Annotated in this window: 20 protein-coding genes; 11 read left to right on the top strand and 9 right to left on the bottom strand. The window is 73.2% G+C overall.

All coding sequences use genetic code 11. The features are described from left to right. Window positions 1-51: 51 nt before the first annotated feature. Together ACLIRP_RS12485 and ACLIRP_RS12480 are read right to left on the bottom strand one after the other, a co-directional pair. The gene (locus tag ACLIRP_RS12485) at window positions 52-732 is read right to left on the bottom strand and encodes a response regulator transcription factor (RefSeq protein WP_412060784.1); all 681 of its coding nucleotides are present in this window, start codon (window positions 730-732) and stop codon (window positions 52-54) included. Further along, window positions 729-2,363 (bottom strand): sensor histidine kinase, encoded by a 1,635-nt coding sequence (locus ACLIRP_RS12480; protein ID WP_412063715.1) that lies wholly within the window; start codon window positions 2,361-2,363, stop codon window positions 729-731. Before ACLIRP_RS12480 ends, ACLIRP_RS12485 begins: the two co-directional genes overlap by 4 nt. 168 nt (window positions 2,364-2,531) lie before the next feature. Here ACLIRP_RS12480 and ACLIRP_RS12475 point away from each other — a divergent pair, with 168 nt between their 5' ends. Further along, on the top strand, window positions 2,532-5,261 hold the full coding sequence (locus ACLIRP_RS12475; protein WP_412060783.1) for a serine hydrolase domain-containing protein: 2,730 nt from the start codon (window positions 2,532-2,534) through the stop codon (window positions 5,259-5,261). Window positions 5,262-5,294: 33 nt separating this feature from the next. Here ACLIRP_RS12475 and ACLIRP_RS12470 read toward each other — a convergent pair whose 3' ends face one another. The 5 genes from ACLIRP_RS12470 to ACLIRP_RS12450 form a co-directional block, all read right to left on the bottom strand. Continuing rightward, window positions 5,295-6,950: an ABC1 kinase family protein gene (locus tag ACLIRP_RS12470; RefSeq protein ID WP_412060782.1), complete on the bottom strand. Its 1,656-nt coding sequence runs from the start codon at window positions 6,948-6,950 to the stop codon at window positions 5,295-5,297. Between the two features lie 90 nt (window positions 6,951-7,040). Next, on the bottom strand, window positions 7,041-7,526 hold the full coding sequence (locus ACLIRP_RS12465) for a hypothetical protein (protein ID WP_412060781.1): 486 nt from the start codon (window positions 7,524-7,526) through the stop codon (window positions 7,041-7,043). After that, the gene (locus ACLIRP_RS12460) at window positions 7,527-7,946 is read right to left on the bottom strand and encodes a hypothetical protein (protein ID WP_412060780.1); all 420 of its coding nucleotides are present in this window, start codon (window positions 7,944-7,946) and stop codon (window positions 7,527-7,529) included. A 65-nt stretch (window positions 7,947-8,011) separates the two neighbouring features. Then, entirely contained in the window at window positions 8,012-8,224 is a 213-nt protein-coding gene (locus tag ACLIRP_RS12455) for a hypothetical protein (protein ID WP_412060779.1), read from the bottom strand. Between the two features lie 2 nt (window positions 8,225-8,226). Beyond that, window positions 8,227-9,192 (bottom strand): PorV/PorQ family protein, encoded by a 966-nt coding sequence (locus ACLIRP_RS12450; protein WP_412060778.1) that lies wholly within the window; start codon window positions 9,190-9,192, stop codon window positions 8,227-8,229. Between the two features lie 365 nt (window positions 9,193-9,557). Between ACLIRP_RS12450 and ACLIRP_RS12445 the strand changes: the two genes are divergently transcribed. Next, complete coding sequence (locus ACLIRP_RS12445) at window positions 9,558-12,974, top strand: SEC-C metal-binding domain-containing protein (RefSeq protein WP_412060777.1); 3,417 nt, start codon at window positions 9,558-9,560, stop codon at window positions 12,972-12,974. A 77-nt stretch (window positions 12,975-13,051) separates the two neighbouring features. On the opposite strand, the gene ACLIRP_RS12440 is transcribed toward ACLIRP_RS12445, so the two are convergent. After that, the gene (locus ACLIRP_RS12440) at window positions 13,052-13,318 is read right to left on the bottom strand and encodes a cold-shock protein (protein ID WP_412060776.1); all 267 of its coding nucleotides are present in this window, start codon (window positions 13,316-13,318) and stop codon (window positions 13,052-13,054) included. Window positions 13,319-13,479: 161 nt separating this feature from the next. Between ACLIRP_RS12440 and recN the strand changes: the two genes are divergently transcribed. Continuing rightward, entirely contained in the window at window positions 13,480-15,207 is a 1,728-nt protein-coding gene (recN, locus tag ACLIRP_RS12435; protein WP_412060775.1) for a DNA repair protein RecN, read from the top strand. Between the two features lie 12 nt (window positions 15,208-15,219). On the opposite strand, the gene ACLIRP_RS12430 is transcribed toward recN, so the two are convergent. Next, window positions 15,220-15,657, bottom strand: coding sequence for a CBS domain-containing protein (locus ACLIRP_RS12430; RefSeq protein ID WP_412060774.1), 438 nt, complete (start codon window positions 15,655-15,657; stop codon window positions 15,220-15,222). A 98-nt stretch (window positions 15,658-15,755) separates the two neighbouring features. Between ACLIRP_RS12430 and ACLIRP_RS12425 the strand changes: the two genes are divergently transcribed. From ACLIRP_RS12425 to ACLIRP_RS12390, 8 genes are all read left to right on the top strand, one after another. Beyond that, window positions 15,756-16,160 (top strand): carboxypeptidase regulatory-like domain-containing protein, encoded by a 405-nt coding sequence (locus ACLIRP_RS12425; protein WP_412060773.1) that lies wholly within the window; start codon window positions 15,756-15,758, stop codon window positions 16,158-16,160. Between the two features lie 58 nt (window positions 16,161-16,218). After that, window positions 16,219-16,665 (top strand): carboxypeptidase-like regulatory domain-containing protein, encoded by a 447-nt coding sequence (locus ACLIRP_RS12420; protein ID WP_412060772.1) that lies wholly within the window; start codon window positions 16,219-16,221, stop codon window positions 16,663-16,665. A gap of 57 nt (window positions 16,666-16,722) precedes the next feature. Beyond that, on the top strand, window positions 16,723-18,354 hold the full coding sequence (locus tag ACLIRP_RS12415; RefSeq protein ID WP_412060771.1) for an NFACT family protein: 1,632 nt from the start codon (window positions 16,723-16,725) through the stop codon (window positions 18,352-18,354). A gap of 122 nt (window positions 18,355-18,476) precedes the next feature. Continuing rightward, window positions 18,477-19,358: an undecaprenyl-diphosphate phosphatase gene (locus tag ACLIRP_RS12410; protein ID WP_412060770.1), complete on the top strand. Its 882-nt coding sequence runs from the start codon at window positions 18,477-18,479 to the stop codon at window positions 19,356-19,358. Between the two features lie 2 nt (window positions 19,359-19,360). Then, window positions 19,361-19,801, top strand: a complete 441-nt coding sequence (locus tag ACLIRP_RS12405) for a DUF1905 domain-containing protein (protein ID WP_412060769.1) — start codon at window positions 19,361-19,363, stop codon at window positions 19,799-19,801. Window positions 19,802-19,857: 56 nt separating this feature from the next. Continuing rightward, a complete protein-coding gene (locus ACLIRP_RS12400; protein ID WP_412060768.1) occupies window positions 19,858-20,151 on the top strand; it encodes a GIY-YIG nuclease family protein in 294 nt (97 codons plus the stop codon). 579 nt (window positions 20,152-20,730) lie between these two features. Further along, on the top strand, window positions 20,731-22,329 hold the full coding sequence (locus ACLIRP_RS12395) for a sigma 54-interacting transcriptional regulator (RefSeq protein WP_412060767.1): 1,599 nt from the start codon (window positions 20,731-20,733) through the stop codon (window positions 22,327-22,329). 49 nt (window positions 22,330-22,378) lie between these two features. Then, window positions 22,379-23,191: an EcsC family protein gene (locus ACLIRP_RS12390; RefSeq protein WP_412060766.1), complete on the top strand. Its 813-nt coding sequence runs from the start codon at window positions 22,379-22,381 to the stop codon at window positions 23,189-23,191. Window positions 23,192-23,268: the final 77 nt, after the last annotated feature.

Genomic DNA, 23,268 nt, shown 5'->3' with positions numbered 1-23,268 from the left:
CGCTCGCCTCGGCGCCGACGCGGGCCGGTCAGGGCGTCGGCGGTCGGCGGCCTACGTCGCCAGCTTGTAGCCGCGCCCGTGGACGGTCACGAGGTGGCGCGGGCGGCTGGCGTCGGCCTCCAGCTTCTGGCGCAGCCCCGCGATGTGGACGTCGACGGTCCGCGTCGTCGGCGTCGCGTCGTAGCCCCAGACGTGGGTGAGGGCGTCGTCGCGCGTGACGACGTGGCCCCGGTGCGCCAGCAGGTGGCAGAGCAGGCCGAACTCCTTGGCCGAGAGCTCGACGAGCGCGTCGCCCCGGCGGACCTCGGCACGGTCCTCGTCGACCGTCACGTCGCCGAAGCGGTGGCGGCGGGCGCCCGGCGCGGCCCGTCCGGACCGGCGGAGCAGCGCCTCGATGCGCGCCAGCAGCTCGGCGGTGTCGAACGGCTTGACGAGGTAGTCGTCGGCGCCCAGGCGCAAGCCGACGACGCGGTCGGTCACCTGCCCGCGCGCGGTCAGCATCAGGACCGGCGTGCGGACGCCGCGCTGGCGGAGGTCGCGGACGACCGCGAACCCGTCGCGGCCGGGCAGCCCCACGTCGAGCAGGACGAGGTCGAACGGCTGCGACGCGGCGGCCTCGAACCCGGCGTCGCCGTCGCCCGCGTGCTCGACGGCGTAGCCCTCCGCGCGGAGCCGGTCGCCGAGCGTGCGGACGAGCCCGGGGTCGTTCTCGATGAGCAGCAGCCGGGTCACGAGATCGGAAGGGTGAGCGTGACGACGGCGCCGCTGGCGGTTTCGATCTCGGCCGTCCCGCCGTGCGCCTCGGCCACGCGGCGGACGAGCGCGAGCCCCAGGCCCGAGCCGGGCGTCTGCGCCTCGACCGCGCGGCGCCCCCGGACGAACGGCTCGAACACCGCCTCGCCGTCCGCGAAGCCAGGTCCGTCGTCGGCGACGGAGAGCGCGACGGCTGGCGCCCCGGCGAATCGAGCGGCATGGGCCGCGAGCCGGATCGACGGGCCGCCGTGGCGGGCCGCGTTCGCCAGCAGGTTGCGGAGCGCCGTCGCGAGCGCGTCGGGGTCGGCGGCGAGCGCGAGGCCCGGCGCGAGGTCGAGCGCGACCGTCGCGTCGGCGTCGTCGAGCACGGGCCGGGCGCGGGCGAGCGCATCGGCGACCACATCGGCGACGGTGACGGGCTCGCGGCGGGGCGCCGCGCCATCCGCCCCCGCGTACGTCAGCACGGTCTCGACCATCTCCGCCAGCCGCCGGCTCTCGTCGCGGACGAGCGCGCCGTACGCCCCGACCCCGTCCGCCCCGACGACGCCGTCGGCCAGGTTGTCGCCGGCCGACTGGAGGACCGCGATGGGCGTCCGCAGCTCGTGCGAGACGCCCGCCACGAACGCGAGCTGCTGGGCCGCGAGGGCTCGCTGGCGCCGCGCCGAGCCCACCATCAGCGCGACCGCCGCCGCCAGCACGCCGAGTACGCCGAACGCGACGGCCAATTGACGCCGCCGCAGCCCGGCCGCGGCGGCGGCCACCGACCCGGACCGGTGCCGCGCGACGAGCCGCCAGCGCTGCGCCGGCCCGTCGCTCTCGGCCGTCACCGACGCCTCGCGCGTCGTCTCGGTCGCGTCGACGCCGCCCGGCGGGAGCGCGACCGCCAGCTCCTGCACCTCGCCGGGGCCCACGCCCACGTCGAGGTCGGGGGTCTCGAACACGCCCGCCGCCGGCGCGCCGTCGAACAGCGCGATCGCCGGGTCGCGGGCGGAGACGAGGCGCACGTCGAACAGCTCGGCGCCGGGGAGCGCGCTCGCCAGCAGGTCGGGGACGAGCCGCTCGGCGAACACCTCGGGGTCGAGGGCGACGAGCACGAACCGGAGGTCGGCGGCGCCGGGCGGCAGCACGGGCACGAGCACGGCGGGCGGGGCGGCCGGGAGCGCGCCGTCGTCCAGGCGGAGCGTGGCGACGGAGGTGCTGGGCGCGGGAACGAGGCGCTCGGGGAACGCCGCCAGCGCGTCGCGCCACGGGGCCAGCGCCTCGGGCCACGCGATCGGGCGCAAGCCGCCATCTGCGAGCACCGACAGCGCGGGGTCCGGGCCGGGGCGGGCCCAGTACACGGCGCCGACGAGGCCGGGGTCGGGCGCGGTCGCGCGCCACGCCGCCAGCCGGGCGGCGAGCGTGTCGGCCGGGGCGTCGCCGGGCGGGGCGCGGTCGAAGGCGTCGCGGATCCCGAGCAGCCGGGCCGTCAGCGCGCGGTCGACCTCGGCGCCGCCGACCGCCAGCAGGCTCTGCAACCGGGCCTCTTCGACGGCGCCCCACCGCCCGATCCACCGCCACTGGAGCACGGCGAGAAGCGCCAGCAGGGCCGCCAGCCCGCCGACGAGCATCACTTGCCGACGTGGGAACGCGCTCCGCATGGCCCCAAGATCGACGGCGCCCGCGCCCGCGCCGCGCCGCGGCCAGAGGTTTTACATCCTGAACATCGATCCGGCCTCCGCTTGACAACTCGGGCCCGCCGCGTCCCGACCCTTGGAATCTCACCCGCCCCCGCCCCGATGCGCACCCTCCTCCTGACCCTCGCCCTGCTGGCGCCCGCCGCCAGCGCCCAGTCTGTCGTCGGCGAGACCGGCGCGGCGCTCGACGCCTACCTCACCGAGGCCGGCTTTTCCGGCGCCGTCGTCGCCACCCGCGACGGCGCGGTCGTCTTGCGCGAGGGGTATGGCGAGGCCGCGCCAGGTGCCCCCAACACACCCGAGACCGCGATCCAGATCGGGTCGGTCGCCAAGCCGTTCACGGCCGCCCTCGTGCTCTCGCTCGTCGACGACGGCCGCCTCGACCTCGCCGCCCCGCTGGCGCGCTATCTCGACGGCCTCCCCGCCGACAAGGCCGGGATCACGCTCCACCACCTGCTGACGCACACCGCCGGGCTGCCCGACGCCATCGGCGACGACTTCGAGGCCATCGACCGCGAGGCGTACGTCGCCCGGGCCTTCGCGACGCCGCTCGACCGCGCGCCGGGCGCAGGGTACGCGTACTCGAACGTCGGCTTCGCGCTGCTGGCGGCCGTCGTGGAGACGGTCACCGGGCAGAGCTACGACGCGGCACTCCAGGCCTTTCTTGGCGAAGCGGGCATCGAGCGGACCGGCTACCGGCTCGCGCCGTCGGTCCCCATCGCGCACGGCCACGACGGCGACCGCGACCTCGGCCCGCCGACGGACCAGCGGTGGGCGCCGGACGGCCCGTACTGGAACCTGCGCGGCAACGGAGGCCTGCTCTCGACGGCCGACGACCTGCTCGCGTTCACCGAGGCGCTCGACGCCGGCGCGCTCCTGTCCGAAGAGATCCTCCTGCTCGCCATGACGCCCCACACCGATGAGGGCGAGGGCTCCGGCTCGCACTACGGCTACGGCTGGGCGCTTTTTGAATCGCCGCACGGCCGGCTGGTGACGCACAACGGCGGCGACTCGGGGTCGTCGGCCGACCTCCTGTGGTTCGTCGACGCGGGCGTGACGCTGGCGGTGCTCTCGAATGACCGGGCCGTCGAGGCGTACGACGTGAGCGGGGCGCTGGCGGAGATCCTGTTCGGCGGCGAGCCCGAGCCGTTCGAGGCGGGCGGGGCGGTCGCCGTGCCGGTCGAGGCGCTGGCGTCCCGCGTCGAGGGGCAGCGCGCGCTCGCGTTCGTCGAGGCCGTCAACGCCCGGACCGAGGCGGCGGCGCGGGCCTTCGTCGAGGCCCACCTCGACGAGGGCTTCCGGCAGGACCCGGACGGAATGGTGGGCTTTTTCGACGCCGTCCGCCAGGAGGTCGGGAACGCGCCGATCACGCTGTCGCGCGCCGAGGCCGACCCGGACGAAGGGATGCTGATCCTGTACGCCGACCTCGCCGACGGCGGAGTGTACCGCATCGAGCTCGGGTTCGACGGTCCGCCCGAGCACCGGATCGCCGGGCTCTTTACCGAGGTCGTCGACCCCGACCGCGCCGCCGCCGAGTGCCCCGCGCCCCGCCTGCCCGACGACGCCTTCGGCGAGCGCGCGACGGCCCTGCTGGCGGCTCTGTGCGACGGCTCCCCCGAGTCGCTGCGCGCCTTCATCGACGCCCACGTCGACCCGCCGCTGGTCGACGCGGCGGGCGGCGCAGATGCGCTCGTCGCCGGGCTCGGGCGGCTGGCGGGCGAGGTCGGCGGGGGAGAGGTGGCCGGCATGAGGCTGGCGTCCGCGACGGAGGGCACGCTGGCGATCGAGGGCCGCGGCGACGTGCTCCGGGTGTCGCTGAGGTTGGCCGACGCGCCGCCGCACCGGATCGCCGCGATCGACGTGGAGGCGGGGCCCGACGGTCCGGCGTTCGCGAGCGTCGAGGCGGGGCTGGCGGATATCGCCGCCGAGGCGGAGGCCGGGCGGTTCTCGGGCGTTGTGCTGATCGCCAAGGACGGCGAGCCGGTCGTCGAGCGCGCCTTCGGGTGGGCCGATCGCGCGCGCGGCGAGCGCGTCACGCCCGAGACGCGGTTCAACGTCGGGTCGATCAACAAAGAGCTCACGGCCGTCGCCGTCCTCCAACTCGCCGCGCGCGGGGCGGTCGACCTCGACGCGCCGATCGGCGCGGTCCTCGACGGCTTCCCCGAGGGCATCGCCGACGCGGTGACGGTGCGGCACCTCTTGCAGCACCGCTCGGGCTGGGGGCACTACTGGGACCACCCGGTCTTCGTCGCCCGAGAGGCCGAGCTGACCGAGATCGGCGACTACCTCGCCTTTATCCGCACGATCCCGCTCGACTTCGCGCCCGGCGCGCGCGAGCAGTACAGCAACGTCGGCTACGAGGTGCTCGGCGCCATCGTCGAGGCCGCCTCGGGCCAGCGCTACGCGGACTACGTCGCCGCGCACGTCACCGGGCCCGCCGCGATGACGGACGCGCGGACGGCGACGCACGGGGCGCCCGGCCACGCGACGCCGTACCTCGGGGCGGGCTACGGCCGGCCCGCGCCCATCGCCAAGCACGGCACGGCGGCCGGCGGCGGGTATGCGACCGCCCGCGACCTCCTGCGCTTCCAGGCCGCCCTGACCGACGGGCGGCTGCTGACCCGCGAGATGCGCAACCTCCTCTTCAACCGCTTCGAGCCGACGGACGCGGAGATCGAGCCGTCGATGGGGATCGCGGGCGGGGCGCCCGGCATCAACGCGGTCTGGGAGTGGGACGCGCCGAGCGGGTGGAGCGTCGTGGTGGTCGCCAACCGCGAGCCCCCGACGGCCGAGGCGCTGGGCCTCGCGCTGATGCGCGCGGCGACCGACTGAGCGGCCGCCCTCCTCGGCGTCGAGGAGGGGCGGTCAGGGCGTCGGCGGGCGGCGGTCGTCGCGCCAGATCGAGACGACGAGCCCGAACCCGAACGCGGCGGCGAGCAGGAACAGCCCGATCGCCAGGCCGGGGTACCCCAGGATCGTGAACGACGACGGCACCTGCATCAGCAGGGCCGCGCCGACGATGAGCGCCGCGAGCACGACGCCCGTCGCGATCCGGTTGGCCACCTTCTCGAACCCGGCCATCATCCCGGCCTCGTCGAACGCCCGGATGCGGAGCTCGAACCGGTGCTCGACGAGTTCGTCGAGGAGCGTGTTGAGCCGGCCGGGCAGCTTCTGGGCGAACTCGCCGGCCTCCAGCGCCGCCGCGAACACGGCGCCAGGCGTCAGGTCCTTCCGCATCCGCCGCTCCATCACCGAGCCCGAGTGCTCGCGGATGACGGCGTTCGGGTCGAAGCCGGGGTCGAGCACGCGGCCGATCTCGTCGAGGTTGAGCAGCGTCTTGCCCAGCATCGTCAGCTCGGGCGGCGGGCGGAGGCCGTGGAGGCCCTGGAGCCGGGCCACCTCCATCACGACCCGGCCGACGGGCAGGTCGGTGAGCGAGGCGTTCTGGTACTGGGCGACGAGCGCGCCGATGCCCTGCTCGAGCGGCTCGCGCTCGAAGGTCGGCAGCGGCGTGCCCATGCGGATGGCCTGCTCGGCGGCGTCGCGCCCGCGCCCTTCGCTGATGTGGAGGATCAGCCGGAGGAGGCGCTCCTGCATCTGGGGGTCGAGCCGGGCCACCATCCCCAAGTCGATCAGCGCGATCCTGTGGTCGTCGGTGACGAACACGTTGCCGGGGTGGGGGTCGGCGTGGAAAAAGCCGTCGACCAGGATCTGGTCGAGGTAGGCCTTCAGCAGGTCGGCGGCGAGCGCGTGGCCGTCGAGCTCGGTCCGCACGATGGGCGGGAGCGCGGAGACCTTGACGCCCGGGACCCAGTCGAGCGTGAGCACCCGGCCCGTGGTGTAGTCGGCGACGGGCCGGGGCACGACGATCCGCTCGTAGCGCGCGAGGTTGTCGGCCAGCGTGTCGAGGTGGGCGGCCTCCTGGCGGTAGTCGAGCTCGCGCAGGAGCGTCGAGCGGAACTGGGCGAGCATCGCGCCGACCCCGAACCGCCGGCCCGTCTCGGTGTGGGCGTCGGCCAGCTCGGCCACCTCACCGAGGGCGGCGAGATCCTCGGCGATCGCGCCCCGGATCCCCGGCCGCTGCACCTTGACCGCGACCGGCCGGCCGTCGCGGAGCGTTGCGCGGTGGACCTGCCCCAGCGACGCCGCGGCCACAGGCTCGGCCTCGAACGTGGCGAACGCCTTCGACAGCCGGACGCCCAACTCTTGCTCGACGATGGCCTCGACCTCGGCGAACGGGAACGGCGCGATGTCGTCCTGGAGCCGGGCGAGGGCGTCGAGGTAGGGCGGCGGGAGGAGGTCCGACCGCGTCGACAGCATCTGGCCGAGCTTGATGTAGGTCGGCCCCAGGGCCTCGAGGTCGGCCGCGAGCCGCTCGGGGTCGCCGCCGACGTCCGGCGCGTCCTCGGCCAGGATGGCCTCGTCGAGCTCCATGTGAGCGACCAAGTCGCGGCGGCCGTGGCGGGCCAGGAGCAGGGCGAGGTCGCGGTACCGCGCCAAGCGCGTGAGGGTCGGGGCCATGGGGCGGGGGGAGGGGACGCCTGCAACGGCCCCGCCGCCCTTCGGATTCCTCAGAGCGTGGCCGCCGCCCGCGACCGCTCGGCTACACCGCTACCGGACCGCGAGCACGGCGCGGACGGGCTCCCCGGCTTGCGCGGCCGCCGAGCCGGGATACGGGTCGAGCGACTGGAGTGTCACCGTGAGCCCGTCGAGCACGGCCGTGGCCGTCTCGTCGTCGCCCATCCGCGCGTGCGGCACCGACAGCACGGCCTGGTCCGCGCCGATGGCGAGGCGGATCTGGGCGCGGCCGGCCTGGATGCAGTCCACGCCCTCGGGGCACCGGCTGTCCTCGACGACCTCGACGAACCGCAGCGTCCGGCCCTCGACGGTCGTGGACCCGCCGAGTTCGACGATGGCGGGGGGGATCGGACGGGCGGGGGCGTCGGGCGTCGCGGCCGGGGGCGGAGGGGCGGGCGTGGCCGGGGCCTCCGGCGCGCGCGCCTCGGTCGACGGCGCCTCGGGCGGGGCGTCGGCGCCCGCGCAGCCGGCGGCGCTGAGGGTGGCCGCCAGCGCGAGCAGGGCGAGTGCGCGCAGCATCTAGCGGGCCTCGAACGAGGCGACCGTCACGACGGGCCGATCGCTGCTCGGCGCCGTCTCGCTGGGGTGCGGCGTCAGGGCGACGGCGAAGAGCACGCGCTGGCCGACGCGCACGCCGGCCTCCGGCTCGCGCGCGGGGTCGACGACGGCGAGGGTGTGGTCGGCGCCCTGGACCGTCAGGCGGACCGCCGCGCGCCCCTCCCAGACGCACTCGACCCCCTCGGGGCACCGGCTGTCCTCGGCGACGGCCTGGAACGACAGGGTGAGCCCGTCGAGGCTGGCGCTCTCGCCGAGCGGCACGGCGACCTCGCCCGCCTGCGCGCCGACGGTCTCGTAGTTGGGGCCGCTGTCGCACGCGGCGACCGCGAACGCCAGCAGGGCGAGCGACAGGATCCGGAGACCCGAGGGGAGCTGCAACATGGCCGTGGGGAAAGGGGGGGACCTAAGTATCGGGCGCCGACGCCCAACTTCCTAGGGCGATCGGACTACTCCGCGCCCGCCTTGCGCTGCGAGCGCCAGGCGTCGTAGGCCGCGAACAGGACGCCGAACAGGGTGAAGAAGCCGACGTCGCCGAGCAGCCCGGCCTGCACCTCGGCCCACGTCTCCCCGAGGGCGAGGTTCAGCACGTTGACCAGGACGAGCGCGATGTAGGCGGACGCCAGGCTCCGGGGGAGGGCGCGGACGAAGGCGTCGAGCATGACTAGAGCCGGGTGCGGATGCCGAACTGATGGGTCCCGCCAAAGTCGCCCCAGTTCTGGAAGGCGTAGTCGACGGAGACGCGGCGGAGCGTGACGCCGGCGCCGACCGAGACGCCGGCCAGGTCGAGCCGCCCGCCCGAGCGGAAGTCGGCGCCCCGGCGGCCGTTGTAGCCCGCCCGGACGGCGAACGTCTGGCCGAGCTGGAACTCGCCGCCGACGGCGAGGTGATCGAACACGCGGTTGGCGAACGACGAGTCCGAGGCGGCGCCTTCGAAGCGGTGGAGGTCGATGCCGGCGACGGAGACGGTGAGGGGCACGTAGCGCAACCGTTTGGCGACGGTCAGCCGCACGTCGAGCGGGAGCCGGTCGGCGGTCGCGCCCAGCGACGAGAGGACGGCGCCGACGTGGTGGACGCTGGCGCCGAGCCGCAGGCCCTGCTCCTCGACGGTGTAGCTCAGCCCGGCGTCGGCGGCGACCGCCGAGCTGCCGGCGTCGTCGAGGCTGGCGAACAGGGCGTGGCCCGCGAGCCCGACGCGGAATCGGGGCAGCACCTCGCGCGAGGCCGCCAGCGTCACGGCGGCCTCGTTCGCCGAGAACGTCCCCGTCGCGTCGCCGCCGATCTCGTCGCGCCGCTCGAAGTCGCCGAAGGAGAGGTAGCGGACGGCGCCGAGCACGCTCAGCCCGCCGAAGAGCCCGACGTCGCGGGCATACGCGACGGACCCGGCGTTGACGTCGGCCACCAGGTTCGTGTACCCGAGGGCGACGGCGCCGGACGCGGCGGGCGTCAGCAGGGCCGGGTTGGCGAACGCGGCGGCGGGGTCGCCCGCGAGCGCGGCGGGCCCGGCGAGCGCGGCCGACCGGGCGGACACGTCGAGGCGGACGAGGTCGTAGGCCGTCTGGGTCCGCGGCTGGGCGGCGGCGACGGCACAGCCGGCCACGAGGGCGGCGGCGAGGAGAACGGGGCGCATGGCGGGAGGCCCGGGCGGCGGGCGGAGTCTGCGGGGACCGTCTCGAAGGGCCGTCTAGGCGTGTCCAGATGTGGGACCGCGAAGGTACGGCCGCTCGCGCGCGGCGGCCGGTCACTCCGGCGTGGCCCGTGCCCCGACGGGACGCCCGCCCCCAGCGCGCACGCCGGCCGGGCGTGCGGACGCCGACATCCAGCGCGGCCCCACGCGAAACACCGACGAAGGTGAACCGCGAGCGCCGCCCGGCCCGTTCACCGCCGGAAGAACGCGCGGAAACCCCGCGCCGACCGCCCGCAGGCCCCGTCCGCCGGTGCCCGGCCCGTACCTTCGCGCGGTCCTGTGTACGCCCTGAGATAGCCCCCCCTCCGATGATTGAAGCCCTCCAGAAGCTGTTCGGCGGCGATTCCAACGCCCGCGAGCTCAAGAAGCTCTGGCCCGTCGTCGACGAGATCAACGAGATCGCCGACCGGCTCCAGCACGTCACCGACGCCGAACTGCAGGCCAAGACGGACGGGTTCCGCGCCCGCATCCGCGAGGCCGCCGCGCCCATCGAGGCCGAGCAGGCCGACGTCCGCGCCCGGCTCCTGGCCGCCGGCGGCGACAACGCCGACGCCGACCCGACGACCGGCGACACGCTGAGCGTCCGCGACCGGCAGGACCTCTACGCGCGGCTCGACGACCTCGAGGGCGACTGGATCGACACGGTCGAGGCCGCGCTCGACGAGGTGCTCGCCGAGGCGTTCGCGGTCATCAAGGAGACGTGCCGGCGGTTCCTGGGCAAGAGCTGGGTGGCCGGCGGGTCGGAGATCGAGTGGCAGATGGTGCCGTTCGACGTCCAGCTGCTCGGTGGCGTCGTGCTCCACCGCGGGCAGGTCGCCGAGATGAAGACGGGCGAGGGCAAGACGCTCACCTCCGTCGCGCCGATCTACCTCAACGCGCTCGTCGGGCGCGGCGTCCACGTCGTCACCGTCAACCCGTACCTCGCCCAGCGCGACGCCGAGTGGATGGCGCCGATCTTCGAGTTCCACGGGCTCTCGGTCGACTGCATCGACAAGCACAAGTCGCACAGCCCAGGCCGCCGTGCCGCGTACCGCGCCGACATCACGTACGGCACGAACAACGAGTTCGGGTTCGACTACCTGCGCGACAACTCGTTCGTGGTCGACGCCGAGCAGCTCGTCCAGCGCCAGCACCACTACGCGATCGTCGACGAGGTCGACTCGGTGCTCATTGACGAGGCCCGGACGCCGCTGATCATCTCGGGGCCCGTCCCCCAGGCGAGCATCGACGAGTTCAAGGAGTTCCAGCCGCCGGTCGACAAGCTCGTCCGCGACCAGCAGAAGCTCGTCGCCGGCTACGTGTCCGACGCCGAGCGCAAGCTCAAGGAGGCCGAGGCGCTGGAGGAAACCGACAAAAAGGCCGCCAAGCGCCTGCGCGACAGCGCCGGGCTCGACCTGCTCCGCGCCCAGCGCGGGTACCCGCGCAACAAGAAGCTCATCAAGCTCAAGGGCGAGACGGGCATCGAGATGCTCATCCGCAGCATCGAGGCGATCTACCTCGCCGAGTCCGCCAAGCGGATGCCCGAGGTCGACGAGCCCCTCTTCTTCGCGCTCGAGGAGGCCCAGCACCAGATCGAGATGACCGACAAGGGCCGCGAGGCCATCGGTCGGGCGGCCGGCACGGACGCCGACTTTTTCGTGATCCCCGACGTGGGGACGGAGGTCGCCCAGATCGAGCGGACCTACGAGGCCAACAAGGCCGCGCTCATCGACGAGATCCAGGGCTCGGACCTCGACTCGGAGAAGCGGAAGAACAAGATGGACAACGACCTCCGCGAGCTGCGCAACGCGGCCGAGGAGGCCAAGCGCCAGCTCTACACCAACTACGCCGAGAAGTCCGAGCGCATCCACGCCGTCAACCAGCTGCTCCGCGGCTACACGCTGTACGAGAAGGACAAGGAGTACATCGTGCAGGACGACAAGGTGATGATCGTCGACGAGCACACGGGCCGCGTGCTGCCGGGCCGCCGCTACTCCGACGGGCTCCACCAGGCGATCGAGGCCAAGGAGCGCGTCAAGGTCCAGGCCGCGACCCAGACGTACGCCACGATCACCATCCAGAACTACTTCCGGATGTACGCCAAGCTGGCGGGCATGACCGGCACGGCCGAGACGGAGGCCGAGGAGTTCGGCAAGATCTACCAGCTCCCCGTCGTGGTCGTCCCGACCAACCGGCCGATCGCGCGCGACGACGACGACGACCTGATCTACAAGACCAAGCGGGCCAAGTACAAGGCGCTCCTCGAGCGCGTCCAGGAGATCCACGACACGGGCCAGCCGCTCCTGATCGGCTCCGCGAGCGTCGAGACCTCGGAGCAGATGTCGCGCCTGCTGCAGCGCGCCGGCATCCCGCACAACGTGCTCAACGCCAAGGCGAGCCGCGCCCAGGCCGAGGCCCAGATCGTGGCCGACGCCGGCCAGATCGGCGCCGTCACGATCGCCACCAACATGGCGGGCCGCGGCACGGACATCAAGCTGGCCGAGGGCGTCAAGGAGCTCGGCGGGCTCGCGATCCTGGGCACGGAGCGCCACGACAGCCGCCGCATCGACTTGCAGCTGCGCGGCCGCGCCGGCCGCCAGGGCGACCCCGGCTTCAGCCAGTTCTACGTCTCGCTCGAAGACGACCTGATGCGGCTCTTCGGCCACGACCGGACGGCCAAGATCATGGACCGGCTCGGCATGGAGGAGGACGAGGTGCTCACTCACAAGTGGCTCACGAAGGGCGTTGAGCGGTCCCAGACCAAGGTCGAGCAGAACCACTTCGCGAGCCGCAAGCGCCAGCTCGAGTACGACGACGTGCTCAACGCCCAGCGCGAGGTCATCTACGACCGCCGGATGCACGCCCTCGAGGGCGACCGCCTGCGCGGCGACATCCTGGACATGCTGACCGAACTCGTCGAGCGGATCGTCGGCGAGCACTTCGGCAACGGCGACATCGAGGAGATCCGCGAGGCGCTCCGCATCCACCTCGCCTTCGACATGGAGATCGACCCGATGACGGCGTCGAACTTGGGCGAGCAGGGGCTGATCGACCGGATCCTGGACGAGGCCACGGCGCACTACCGCCGCAAGCGGTCCGCGCTGGCGGGCCCGTTCTACAAGTCGGCCGCGGAGATGATGGAGAAGGCCGACCCCGAGAACCGGCCGAAGAAGCTGTTCGTCGACTTCTCGGACGGCCGCCGCGTGCTGCGCGCGACGGTCACGCCCGAGGCGGTGTTGGAGTCCCAAGGCCAGGAGATCAACGACGCGCTCGAGCGCGCCGCCGTGCTGGCGGTGATCGACGAAAAGTGGACCGAGCACCTGCGCGACCTCGACGAGGTCAAGCAGGGCGTCGGGCTCCGCTCGTACGGCCAGAAGGACCCGCTCATCGAGTACAAGATGGAGGCGTTCAAGCTGTTCAAGGAGCTCGTCCAGACGGTCGACGAGGAGGTCGTCGGGCTGGTGTTCAAGGCCGGGCCGCTCGTCCAGGGCGACAGCCAGCGCAACGCCGCGCGCCGCGTCCAGCAGGTCGCAAAGCCGCGCCTCGACCCGAACCGCGCCCAGGCCACGCAGGAGAAGGCGACGCCGGACTACGCGGCCGGCATCGGCGGCGACGGCGCGTCGTCGGCCGAGCGCGACCCGACGGCCAAGGCCGCCCCGGTCGTCGTCGACAAGACGGTCGGCCGCAACGAGCCGTGCCCCTGCGGCTCGGGCAAGAAGTTCAAGCACTGCCACGGCCGCGGCTAGACCGCACCGGGCAAACGCACCAGCGGCCGGCGGGGGAGTCCCTCGCCGGCCGCTGTTCGTTTCGGTCGGGTGCGTCGCTAGCGGACCGCCAGCATCGGGCGGCTCGGCGCCAGCGAGCGCCGCAGGAACGCGAGCCGCGCGTCGGCCGACCGGGCCGTGGCGCCGACGGGGCGGACGCCCAGGGCGTAGAGCCCGGTGATGCCGCCGGTCGCCCGGAAGGTGACCCGGTCGCCCTCCGAAAGACGGGCGGTGCGGGCCGTGAACGGGAAGCGGCCGCCGGAGGCGCACGTGACGGTGCCGGTGCCGCGGGCGGGGTCGAACTGGGTGATGGTGCCGGGGGTCATGGGTCGGTCGGAAGCGTGTGGGAGCTACGGGAGGCGGGCTGGCGGGTTACAGAACCAGTCCCGATTCCCCGTCTGCACCGAGCCTCCCGGGATCATTCACTGCGTACCGGATGACAAGTCTCCCACCTTGACGTAGCCTCCCGTTCCCCACCCGCCCCGGCGTGCTCCGCAGCCTCACCATCCGCGACTACGCGCTCATCGAGCGCTTGGAAGTCGAGTTCGACAGCGGACTCAACATCATCACGGGCGAGACCGGGGCGGGCAAGTCGATTCTTCTCGGCGCGCTGAAGCTGTTGCTCGGCGAGCGCGCCAGCACCGAGGCGCTGCGGACGGGCGCCAAGAAGGCCGTCGTGGAGGGCGTCTTCGACAACGCCGACGAGGGGCGCCTGCCGGCCCTGCTGGCGGCGCATGAGATCGACCCGTCGGAGGGCGGCAACCTGGTCATCCGGCGCGAGATCTCGGTGCGCGGCTCGCGGGCGTTCGTCAACGACACGCCGGCCACGCTCGACGTGCTGCGCGAGGTGGCGTCCAACACCATCGACCTGCACGGCCAGCACGAGCACCAGTCGCTGCTGCGGACCGAGACGCACGTCGAGCTGCTCGACAACTTCGGCGGCCTGGGCGGGCTCGTCGACACGTATCGCCAGCACTACCGGGCCGTCGCCGTGCTGGCGGCCGAGCGGGCCGACCTGGTGCGCCGCGAGGCCGAGCTCCAAAAACAGAAGGAGCTCTACGCGTTCCAGATCGAGGAGATCGACGCGGCCGACCTCGAGGAGGGCGAGATGGACGCGCTCGAAGCCGAGCGCCGCGTGCTCGAAAACGCCGAGCACCTCTACGAGGCGACGGCCGAGCTCTACGCCCAGATCTCCGAGTCCGACGACGCGCTCTACGACCGGCTCGTGCTCGTCCGCAACCAGCTCCAGGACCTCGCCCGCATCGACTCGGCGTTCGACGAGACGTTGTCTGATGTCCGCTCGGCCGAGATCGCGCTCAAGGAGGCGACGCAGTTTTTGCAGGGCTACAACGCCGAGATCGAGTTCAATCCGGAGCGGCTCGACGAGATCCGCGAGCGGATGGGCGAGATCGACTACCTCGCGCGCAAGTACGGCGGGACCGTCGAGTCGGTGCTGGCGTACCGCGCCGACATCGGCCAGACGTACGACCTCGCCAAGGACTTCGAGGGGGCCATCGACCGGCTCGACGGCAAGATCGAGGCGGCGCGCGACCGGCTCAGCCAGGCGGCCTACCGGCTGTCGCAAAAGCGCCACGAGGTGGCCCAGCGGATCGAGCAGGCCGTGGGCGTGGAGCTCGCGACGCTCGGCATGCCGCACGCCCGGTTCGAGGTCCGGTTCAGCTTCCAGGAGGACCCTGAGGGCTGGGTGAGCCTGCCCGACGGCGCGCGCGAGCACCGCGTGACGGCGTTCCCGGCCGGCGCCGACCAGATCGAGTTCCACCTGTCGGCCAACCTCGGCGAGGACCCCAAGCCGCTCGTCAAGGTGGCCTCGGGCGGCGAGGTCTCGCGGATCATGCTGGCGCTCAAGGCGATCCTGGCCAAGTCCGAGCGCCTGCCGATCCTGGTGTTCGACGAGATCGACACGGGCATCTCGGGCCCGATCGCGCGGCGCGCGGGCGAGAGCATGCACCGGCTGGCGCAGTTCCACCAGATCATCGCGATCACGCACCTCCCGCAGATCGCGAGCCTGGGCGACGTGCACTTCCTCGTTGAGAAGACGACCGAGGACGGCCGCACGCGGACCCGGATCCGCCGGCTCGACGAGGCCGAGCGCGCCGAGGCCGTCGCCGAGCTCTTGGCGGGCGACGAGGTGTCGGAGGCCGCGCTCCAGTCGGCCCGCGAGCTCATCGAGGGCGGGCGCGAGAGCGGGGCCTGACGCGAGCCGCCGCTACCCGGGGTAGCCGCCCTGGACGAACTGCCGGAGCCCCTCGACCTCGCCGCGCGCCTCGGCCAGACGCGCGCGCACCAGGTCGCCGATCGACACGACGCCGGCCAGCGCGCCGTCGCGCAGGACGGGCAGGTGGCGGATCTTGCGCTCGGTCATCAGCGCCAGGCACGCGTCGACGGTCGCGCTCGGCTCGACGGTCACCAGGTCCGAGGTCATCGCGTCGCGAACGAGCGTCTCGCGCGAGGTCCGGCCCTGGAGGGCGATGCGGCGGAGGTAGTCGCGCTCGGTAAAGATGCCCCGCAAGGCGCCGTCGTCGAGGACCAGGATGGAGCCGACGTTGTGCTCGACCATCCGGCCGATGGCCTCGAAGACCGTGGCGTCGGGGCCGATGGTGACGAGGGGGCCGCCGGAGCGGTCGAGGATGGGGGCGAGGGTCATGGCAAGCGGGGTCTGGACAGGGGCAACATAGGGGGTGGGCGTTAAAACACTTGGACGGGCCTGTCGTTGGACCCGACCGCCTCCCGATCGCCCCCGCCATGCGCCCGCTCATCGCCGCCCTCGCTCTCCTGCTCGTGCCCGCCGTGGCCGCCCAGTCCGCCGACCCCGCCCCGGCGCTCGCGGTCGTCACCGGGACCGTCACCGATGCCGACACGGGGATGCCGGTCGTCGGCGCGGGCGTGGTCCTCGCGGACCTCGGCATCGGCGCCGTCTCGCAGCGCGACGGCTCGTTCCGCATCGAAGGTGTCCCGGCCGGCACGCACGCCGTCCGCACCGGGGCGTACCGCTACCACCTCGCGACGCTGGCGGCGACCGTCGACGGGCCGACGACGCTGGACGTGGTGCTGGCGCCGGGCGCGGGCGTCGGGTGCGCGGTCGTCCACGAGCACGGCGAGGACGGGAGCCACATGGAGCGCCCGGACGACTCGGAGGGGGGTTCGTAAACGGCTTGCGGCGTGTGCGCGCGGGGCCGTGTTTGACGTCCTACCCGCCCGTCGATCCATGCGCCTCGTTCTGCTCGCCCTGTGCCTCGCGGCGGGCGCCAGCGCCCAGGACTCGACGGCAACGGGCCGGATCACCGGGACCGTCACCGACGCCGAGACCGGCGACGTGCTGATCAGCGCGACCGTCTGGCTGGTCGAGACGACGATCGGCGCGGCGACCGACCTCGACGGGCGGTTCTCGTTCGAGGTCCCCGTCGGGACGCACGCCGTCCGCGCCAGCTACGTGGGCTACGAGTACGTCGAGACGACGGTGACGGTCGGGGCGGGGGAGACCGTCCGCTTCGACCCGACGCTGGTGGCAGGGGAGATCATCGAGTGCTGGACGTGCGCCTACCGGTCGGTCACGCTGCCGGGCGTCTACGCCGCTCGCGTGGTCTCCTTTGTCGATCAGCCCGAGTTCTGCGAGCCGATCCACGCGGGCGACCAGTACGCCGTCGACCGCTAGCGCCGTCCGGGGCCCAACGAGTGCCGCTGGCCGGCTGGCTGGCGTCGATCTTGGGGCATGGACTACTTCACCCTCCACGCCCTGGCCGCCGAGTGGGACGACGCGCTCGCGGGCGCCGTCGTCGAGGCCGCGTGGAGCCAGACGGCGCGCGAATTAACCGTCGCCCTCGACGCGCCCGACGGCCCGACCTCGCTGCGCGTCGTCTGCGACCCGGCCCGGCCGCTCCTTTTCCGCACGCCCGGCACCTCGCGCCAGCGCCGCAACACGGCGGACGTGCTGGCGCGCGCAAACGGCCGCCGCGTCTCGCGGGTGAGGGCTGGCGACCGCGACCGTCACCTGTTTCTGGACCTCACGGACGGGAGCCGGATCCAGATCGTCTTGTTCGGCCCTCGCCCCAACGTCTACTGGACCGACGCTGAGGGCGTCGTGCGCGAGGCGTTTTTGGATGAGGAGGCGCACGTCGGAGAGCCCGCCCCGGCGGTCCGTCCCGCCCCGGTTGTCGACACGGCCGAGGCGTTCGCCGAGCGGTGGAAGACGCGAAAGACGCTGGCGCAGAGCGTGGCGGCGGCGGTCCCCCTCATGCCCCGCGCGCTCGCGGCCGAGGCCGTCCGCCGCGCCGGGCTCGACCCCGACGGTGGGCCCGAGGGCGCCGATCTGGAGACGCTGTTCCGGGCGGTCGAGAAGTTTCGGGAGGCGCTCGCGTCGCCCGCGCCGCACGTCTACTGGCGCGGGCCACTGGCGGAGGCGTTCGCGCTCGTGCCCCTCGCGGAGGCTCCCGAGGGCTGGAGGGCCGAGGCGTTCGAGACCGTCGAGGCCGCCCTCGCCGTGTGGTCGAAGCGGTCGCTGGGACAGGCCGCGTACGACGCCGCGTACCGGCCGCTCGAAAAGGCGCTCGCGACGGCCGCCGGGCGCCGCCAGCGGTCGGCCGAGGCGATGCTGACGGAGCTGGCGCAGCCCTCGCGCGCCGACGGCTACGAAACGTGGGGGCACCTGCTGATGGCGCTCGAAGCGGGCGCCGGGCCGGGCCGCGAGTCCGTGACGGTCGACGACATCGTGGGCGGGACGGGAGACATCGAGATCCCGCTCGACCCGGCGCGGTCGGCCGTCGAGAACGCGGAGCGGTTTTATGACAAGGCACGGCGGACGCGCGGGGCGCGAGCGGCGGCGGAGGAGCGGTGGGCGTCGGTCCACGCCGAGGCCGAGGCGCTGGCGGACCTGCTGGCGCGCCTCCGCGCGACGACCGGGCTGGGCGAGCTGCGGGCGCTCCGCGAGGCCGAGAGCGAGGCCTTCGCGCGCGTGCTCGGTCAACGCGGGGGTGAGGGGCCGACCGAGCCGTTCCGACGGATCGCCCTGCCGGGCGGGTTCGAGGCGCTCGTCGGCAAGCACGCCCGGGGCAATGCGCACCTCACGACGAAGGTCGCCAGCCCGCACGACCTGTGGCTCCACGCGCGCGGCGTGCCGGGCAGCCACGTTGTCGTCCGGCGCGCGGGGCGGTCGACGGAGGTCCCGCCCGCGACGGTCGCGGCGGCGGCCCGCTTGGCGGCGTGGTTCTCGACGGCCAAGACGCAGTCCGTCGTGCCGGTGACGGTGACGGAGCGGAAGTACGTCCGGCCAATCAAGGGCGGCCCGCCGGGGCTCGTCCGCGTGGACCGCGAGGATGTGCTCGACGTGACGCCCGCAGCGCCGTGACGCTGGGGCCCGACATCGGCGTCTGGCGAGGCTCCACGGGCTCCGCACGCGCCGGCGGGACCGCCCCCGGCTGGGGCGCGTAGGCGGACCCCCTCTCCGACCGTCCCCTCTCCGGTTTCTCTATGACGTGGTGGCAAGCCGCGATTCTCGGCCTCATCCAGGGCCTGGCCGAGTTTCTCCCGATCTCATCGTCTGGCCACCTCGTCCTGGGCGAGTACGTGCTCGGGCTCGACACGAGCAACGCCAAGGACGTGACGTTCGAGGTGTTCGTCCACTTTGGCACGGCGCTGTCCATCCTGGTCGTCTACCGCGAGCGGATCGGGCGCATCCTGCGCGACGCGTTCGGGGCATTGACGAACGGCCGCGCGTGGGCGCAGGCCGTCCAGCCCGGGCCGATCGAGCTCGCGCGCGGCAACGAGCTCAGCTACGACGCGCCAGAGGCGTCCGGCGGGCCGGTCCCGTCGCTGCGGCTGGCGCTCCTGATCCTGATCACGATGGTGCCGACGTTTATCGGCTACCTCTTGTTCGAGGAGCGGCTGGAGGCCCTCTTCGGCGACCCCCGCTTCGTCTGCGGCGCGCTCATCGTGACGGGCATCCTGCTGCTGCTCACGCGCCTGCGGCCCGACCCCGACGGCGTGCTCTCGCCGGCCAAGGCCGTGCTCGTGGGCATCGCCCAGACGGCCGCGCTGATCCCCGGCATCAGCCGCTCGGGCTCGACGATCTGCACGGCGATCTACCTCAACGTCGACCGCAAGGAGGCCGCCGACTTCTCGTTCCTGATGCTGCTCCCGGTCGTGCTCGGGGCCACGCTGCTCAAGACGCTCGACATGCTCGACGTCGGGATGACGGTCAGGATGGTGCCGCTGGTCGTCGGGACCGTCGTGGCCTTCGCGAGCGGCGTGTTCGCGATCCGGGCGGTCCAGGTGCTCGTCCAGCGGCGCTCGCTCCAGTACTTCGCGTACTACTGCTTCGCGATCGGCATCGCGGGCCTGATCTGGATCTAGCCATGGCCGAGCACGCCTTCACCGCGACGATCGTCGCAAACGAGGGCGGCGGCGCGTTCGTCGTCGTCCCGTTCGACGTCGAAGCCGCGTTCGGGTCCAAGCGCCCGGCCGTCGTCGCCACGTTCGACGGCGTGCCGTACCGGGGCCGGCTCGTGCGGATGGGCGGGCCCGACCACATCCTGCTGGCGCGGAAGGACGTGCGCGCGGCGATCGGAAAGCAGCCCGGCGACCCCGTCTCGGTGACGGTCGCGCGCGACGACGCCCCGCGCGAGGTGTCCGTGCCGGACGACCTGACGGCGGCGCTGGCGCAAGCTGGCCTGACGGAGGCGTTCGCGGCGCTGTCGTACACCCGGCGCAAGGAGGTCGTGGCGGGGATCGAGGGCGCCAAGCGGCCCGAGACGCGGGCGCGGCGGATCGCGGCGGCGGTCGACGCGGTGCGGTGAGAAGTCGGGCGTCCGCGCGCTGTGCCGTACGCTAGTGAGGGGAATCCGAGCGGGACGTGGGGGAGCGGCGCCAGTCGCATTGGGTCTACATCCTCGCCAGCCGGGGGCGCACGCTCTACGTCGGCGTGACGAACGACCTCGCGCGCCGGGTCGCCGAGCACCGGGCCGGGGCACCCGGCGCGTTCACGGCACGGTACCGCGTCACTCAACTCGTGTACTGTGAGGAGCACCCGAGCGCTCGCGACGCGATCGCCCGCGAGAAAGCGCTCAAGGGCTGGCGGCGCGAACGCAAGCTGGCGCTCATCGACGCGTACAACCCGGCGTGGGCAGACCTCGCGGCGGACTTGTAGCGCCGACGCCGCCCGACTGTCATCCTGAGCGCCAGCGAATGATCTCGACGCCGACGGTTCAAGTCGTAGGGGCCGGATGTCGGGGCGAGCGGCCTCGCGTCGAGATCCTTCGCTCCGCTCAGGATGACGGAGACTGGGGGCTCAGCCGCCAGCGCCGCCCAATCCCTGCAGGGCGTCGAGGATGAGGCTGGCCAGTCCCGCTGCGTTGCCGAGGGCGCCGTCGCTGGCGACCGCGTGGAGGCGTTGGAGCTGGCTCCGTTTGGTCTCGCAAGGCATTGGGGCATCCAGGGAGGTCTCGGCAATGGCTTGGAGGTGGACCTCTACGCTGATGTGCTGCGCGCTGGCGTCGCCGACCTGGACGCCTGTGACCGGGCTGTGGAAAGTGTTCGTCTGTGCCCTGGGGACGGGGGAGCACAATCACATCCGTCCGTCGTCGGTGTCCCGACCGGCCCGTCTCATTCTGAGAAACAACCGGCCGGAGCGTCGCCGCACGGCGCCGCCGGCGCGGCGTGAACGAGCGGCCCTAAGTGTGCCCGACGGAGGGGGCGATACGGAACGGGCACTCCCCCCCCCGCTCACGTGACCACCCGCCTCTTCGTCGTCGACGACGACAAGCACTACGCCCGCCTGCTCTCGTACCGGCTCGACAAGCCCGCCGACCACGAGGTCTCGGTCTTCCACAGCGGCGAGGACGCGCTTGACGCGCTCGACCGCGAGCGCCCGGACATCGTCTTCCTGGACATCATGATGCCCGGCATCGGCGGCATGGAGACGCTGCGGCGCTTGCAGCTTTTCCAGCCCGACTTGCCCATCGTGATGATCTCGGCGCAGGGCACGGCGGACGTGGCCGTCGAGGCCATGAAGGGCGGGGCGACCGACTACATCACGAAGGGCCACGACGACCTGGTCAAGCTCGACGTGGTCGTGGAGCGGCTCAAGGGGCGCGTGCGGCTGGCGCGCGAGGTGGAGCAGCTGCGCGCCGAGGTCGCCCAGAAGTACGGGATGGACGAGATCGTGGGCGACAGCGCGGCGATGGAGCGGGTCTACCAGCTTGTCCAGAAGACGCTGCGGGGGAACCTGACGGTCGCCATCGAGGGCGAGTCGGGCACGGGCAAGGAGCTCGTCGCCCGGGCCATCCACTTCAACTCCGACCCGCCGCCCGGCGAGCCCGAGGTCGGCCCGTTCGTGGTCGTCAACTGCGCCGCGATCCCGGCGGAGCTGATGGAGTCCGAGTTCTTCGGGCACGAGAAGGGCTCCTTTACCGGCGCGCACGCCCGCCACATCGGCAAGTTCGAGCAGGCCGACGGCGGGACGCTCTTCCTCGACGAGGTCGGCGAGCTTGACCTCGGGCTCCAGGCCAAGCTGTTGCGCGCGCTCCAGACGCGCGAGGTGACGCGCGTCGGCGGGAGCGGCACCATCAAGTTCGAGTGCCGCGTGATCTCGGCGACCAACAAGAGCGTGCTCGAGATGGTCCGCGCCGGGACGTTCCGGGAGGACTTGTACTACCGCCTGTTCCAGTTCCCCATCGGCCTGCCGCCGTTGCGCGAGCGGGGCAACGACGTGCTGCTGCTCGCGCAGGGCTTCCTGGAGGACTACACGACGGCCCACCCGCAGTTCAAGGGCAAGCGGCTGAGCGGCGACGCCGTCCGCGCCATCCTGGACTACGCGTGGCCCGGCAACGTCCGCGAGCTCAAGTCGACCGTCGAGCGGGCCGTCCTGATCTCGGACGCCGACGAGATCGCCGTCGACGACCTGCTGCTCGGCGGGGCGCAGGCCATCCAGCCGTGGGCCGAGCGCCCCGGCGCTCGTGTGCCGGGCGGCGACGGCCTGACGGGCGGCGACGGCCAGGCCGGCGGCGACGGCGCCCCCAGCGCGCCGCCCGCGCAGCCGACCGTCCCCGAGCCCGCGCTCGCCGAGCCCGCCGTCGCGGAGACCGCCGCGAGCGCCCCGCCGGCGTCGTGGGACGACCTCCCGCCGCTCGCCGTGCCCGCCGTGCAACCCGGCGCGCCCGCGTCCGGTAGTGCGGACATCGTCCCCCTCGACGAGCTCAAGCGCCGCGCCGTCGAGGCCGCGTTCGGGGCCTGCGACGGGAACGTGGAGCGGGCGGCCGCCGAGCTCGGCATCGGCCGGGCCACGATGTACCGCCTGCTCAAGAAGTACGACATTACCGCCGACTAGGCGCCGCGCCCGGAGCGTGCCGCCGTCCCCCACGACCACGCCCCACACGATGCGCCTCACCGAATACGAGCGGACCGCCCAGCGAGAGATCGAGCGCTGGGAGCGCGGCGAGACCCTGCTCCAGCAGGCGCTCGGCTTCGCCATGAAGCCGGTCGACTGGGCCTTCGACCAGTTCGTCCCCGAGTCCGTCGTCGACGGCCTGACGGCGGCGCTGACCCAAACGCTCTCGACGCTCAACGACGCGAGCGCGTGGACCTTCGACGCCGACGACGTGCTGGCGAAGGCCGCCGAGGCCGGTATCGAGGTCGCGACCGTCGGCGAGCTGCGCGACCAGCCGCTGGAAGAGCTCGACGGGCTCGCCAAGCAGTACGCCTCGCAGAACTCCGTGCTCGCGGCGTTGTCGGGCGGCGGGGCTGGCCTGGGTGGGGCGCTGTTGCTGGCGGCCGACATCCCGGTCCTGTTCACGGTCAACTTCCGGCTGATCCAGCAGGTGGCCGCGGCGTACGGCTTCCCGCTCCAGGGCCCCGGCTACACGCCGCTCGTCGTCTCCATCTTCAACGTCGCCGCGAGCGGCTCGCGCGAGGCCAAGTCCGACGCGCTCCGCGAGCTGGCGGTTGCGGCCTCGGCCATCGACAGCGGCGGGTACCGGGCGCGCTCGGCGCAGGGCACGCTGCGCGAGCAGCTCGGCCACGTCCCGCGCGAGATCGCCAAGAACCTCGGCGCGCAGAAGCTGGCGCAGTCGATCCCGATCGCGGGCGCGGCCGTCGGCGCGGGCGTCAACTACTGGTTCACGGACCAGACGGCGCAGGCGGCCGTGATGCTGAGCCGCGCGCTGTACCTCGAGCGCAAGGAGCGGCTGTAGGGGCCGCCAGGGGCGACCTCGACAGGTGGGGGCACATATAGGTCGCGCCGGAGTAGAGAGGGCGTGTCGGCTGCCGA

The sequence above is a fragment of the Rubrivirga halophila genome, from assembly GCF_046845755.1.
GTDB lineage: Bacteria > Bacteroidota > Rhodothermia > Rhodothermales > Rubricoccaceae > Rubrivirga.
Note: the sequence above shows the minus strand (reverse complement) of the source record. Positions and strands in the feature narration are given on the sequence as shown.

What these genes read in the sequence shown, in the direction of transcription:
- ACLIRP_RS12440 (WP_412060776.1), bottom strand. Translation starts at nt 13,318, where the DNA reads ATGACCCCCGGCACCATCACCCAGTTCGACCCCGCCCGCGGCACCGGC.
- ACLIRP_RS12445 (WP_412060777.1), top strand. Translation starts at nt 9,558, where the DNA reads ATGATTGAAGCCCTCCAGAAGCTGTTCGGCGGCGATTCCAACGCCCGC.
- ACLIRP_RS12480 (WP_412063715.1), bottom strand. Translation starts at nt 2,363, where the DNA reads ATGCTCGTCGGCGGGCTGGCGGCCCTGCTGGCGCTTCTCGCCGTGCTC.
- ACLIRP_RS12390 (WP_412060766.1), top strand. Translation starts at nt 22,379, where the DNA reads ATGCGCCTCACCGAATACGAGCGGACCGCCCAGCGAGAGATCGAGCGC.
- ACLIRP_RS12420 (WP_412060772.1), top strand. Translation starts at nt 16,219, where the DNA reads ATGCGCCTCGTTCTGCTCGCCCTGTGCCTCGCGGCGGGCGCCAGCGCC.
- ACLIRP_RS12410 (WP_412060770.1), top strand. Translation starts at nt 18,477, where the DNA reads ATGACGTGGTGGCAAGCCGCGATTCTCGGCCTCATCCAGGGCCTGGCC.
- ACLIRP_RS12465 (WP_412060781.1), bottom strand. Translation starts at nt 7,526, where the DNA reads ATGCTGCGCGCACTCGCCCTGCTCGCGCTGGCGGCCACCCTCAGCGCC.
- ACLIRP_RS12425 (WP_412060773.1), top strand. Translation starts at nt 15,756, where the DNA reads ATGCGCCCGCTCATCGCCGCCCTCGCTCTCCTGCTCGTGCCCGCCGTG.
- ACLIRP_RS12455 (WP_412060779.1), bottom strand. Translation starts at nt 8,224, where the DNA reads ATGCTCGACGCCTTCGTCCGCGCCCTCCCCCGGAGCCTGGCGTCCGCC.
- ACLIRP_RS12460 (WP_412060780.1), bottom strand. Translation starts at nt 7,946, where the DNA reads ATGTTGCAGCTCCCCTCGGGTCTCCGGATCCTGTCGCTCGCCCTGCTG.
- ACLIRP_RS12470 (WP_412060782.1), bottom strand. Translation starts at nt 6,950, where the DNA reads ATGGCCCCGACCCTCACGCGCTTGGCGCGGTACCGCGACCTCGCCCTG.
- ACLIRP_RS12450 (WP_412060778.1), bottom strand. Translation starts at nt 9,192, where the DNA reads ATGCGCCCCGTTCTCCTCGCCGCCGCCCTCGTGGCCGGCTGTGCCGTC.
- ACLIRP_RS12415 (WP_412060771.1), top strand. Translation starts at nt 16,723, where the DNA reads ATGGACTACTTCACCCTCCACGCCCTGGCCGCCGAGTGGGACGACGCG.
- ACLIRP_RS12475 (WP_412060783.1), top strand. Translation starts at nt 2,532, where the DNA reads ATGCGCACCCTCCTCCTGACCCTCGCCCTGCTGGCGCCCGCCGCCAGC.
- ACLIRP_RS12405 (WP_412060769.1), top strand. Translation starts at nt 19,361, where the DNA reads ATGGCCGAGCACGCCTTCACCGCGACGATCGTCGCAAACGAGGGCGGC.
- ACLIRP_RS12430 (WP_412060774.1), bottom strand. Translation starts at nt 15,657, where the DNA reads ATGACCCTCGCCCCCATCCTCGACCGCTCCGGCGGCCCCCTCGTCACC.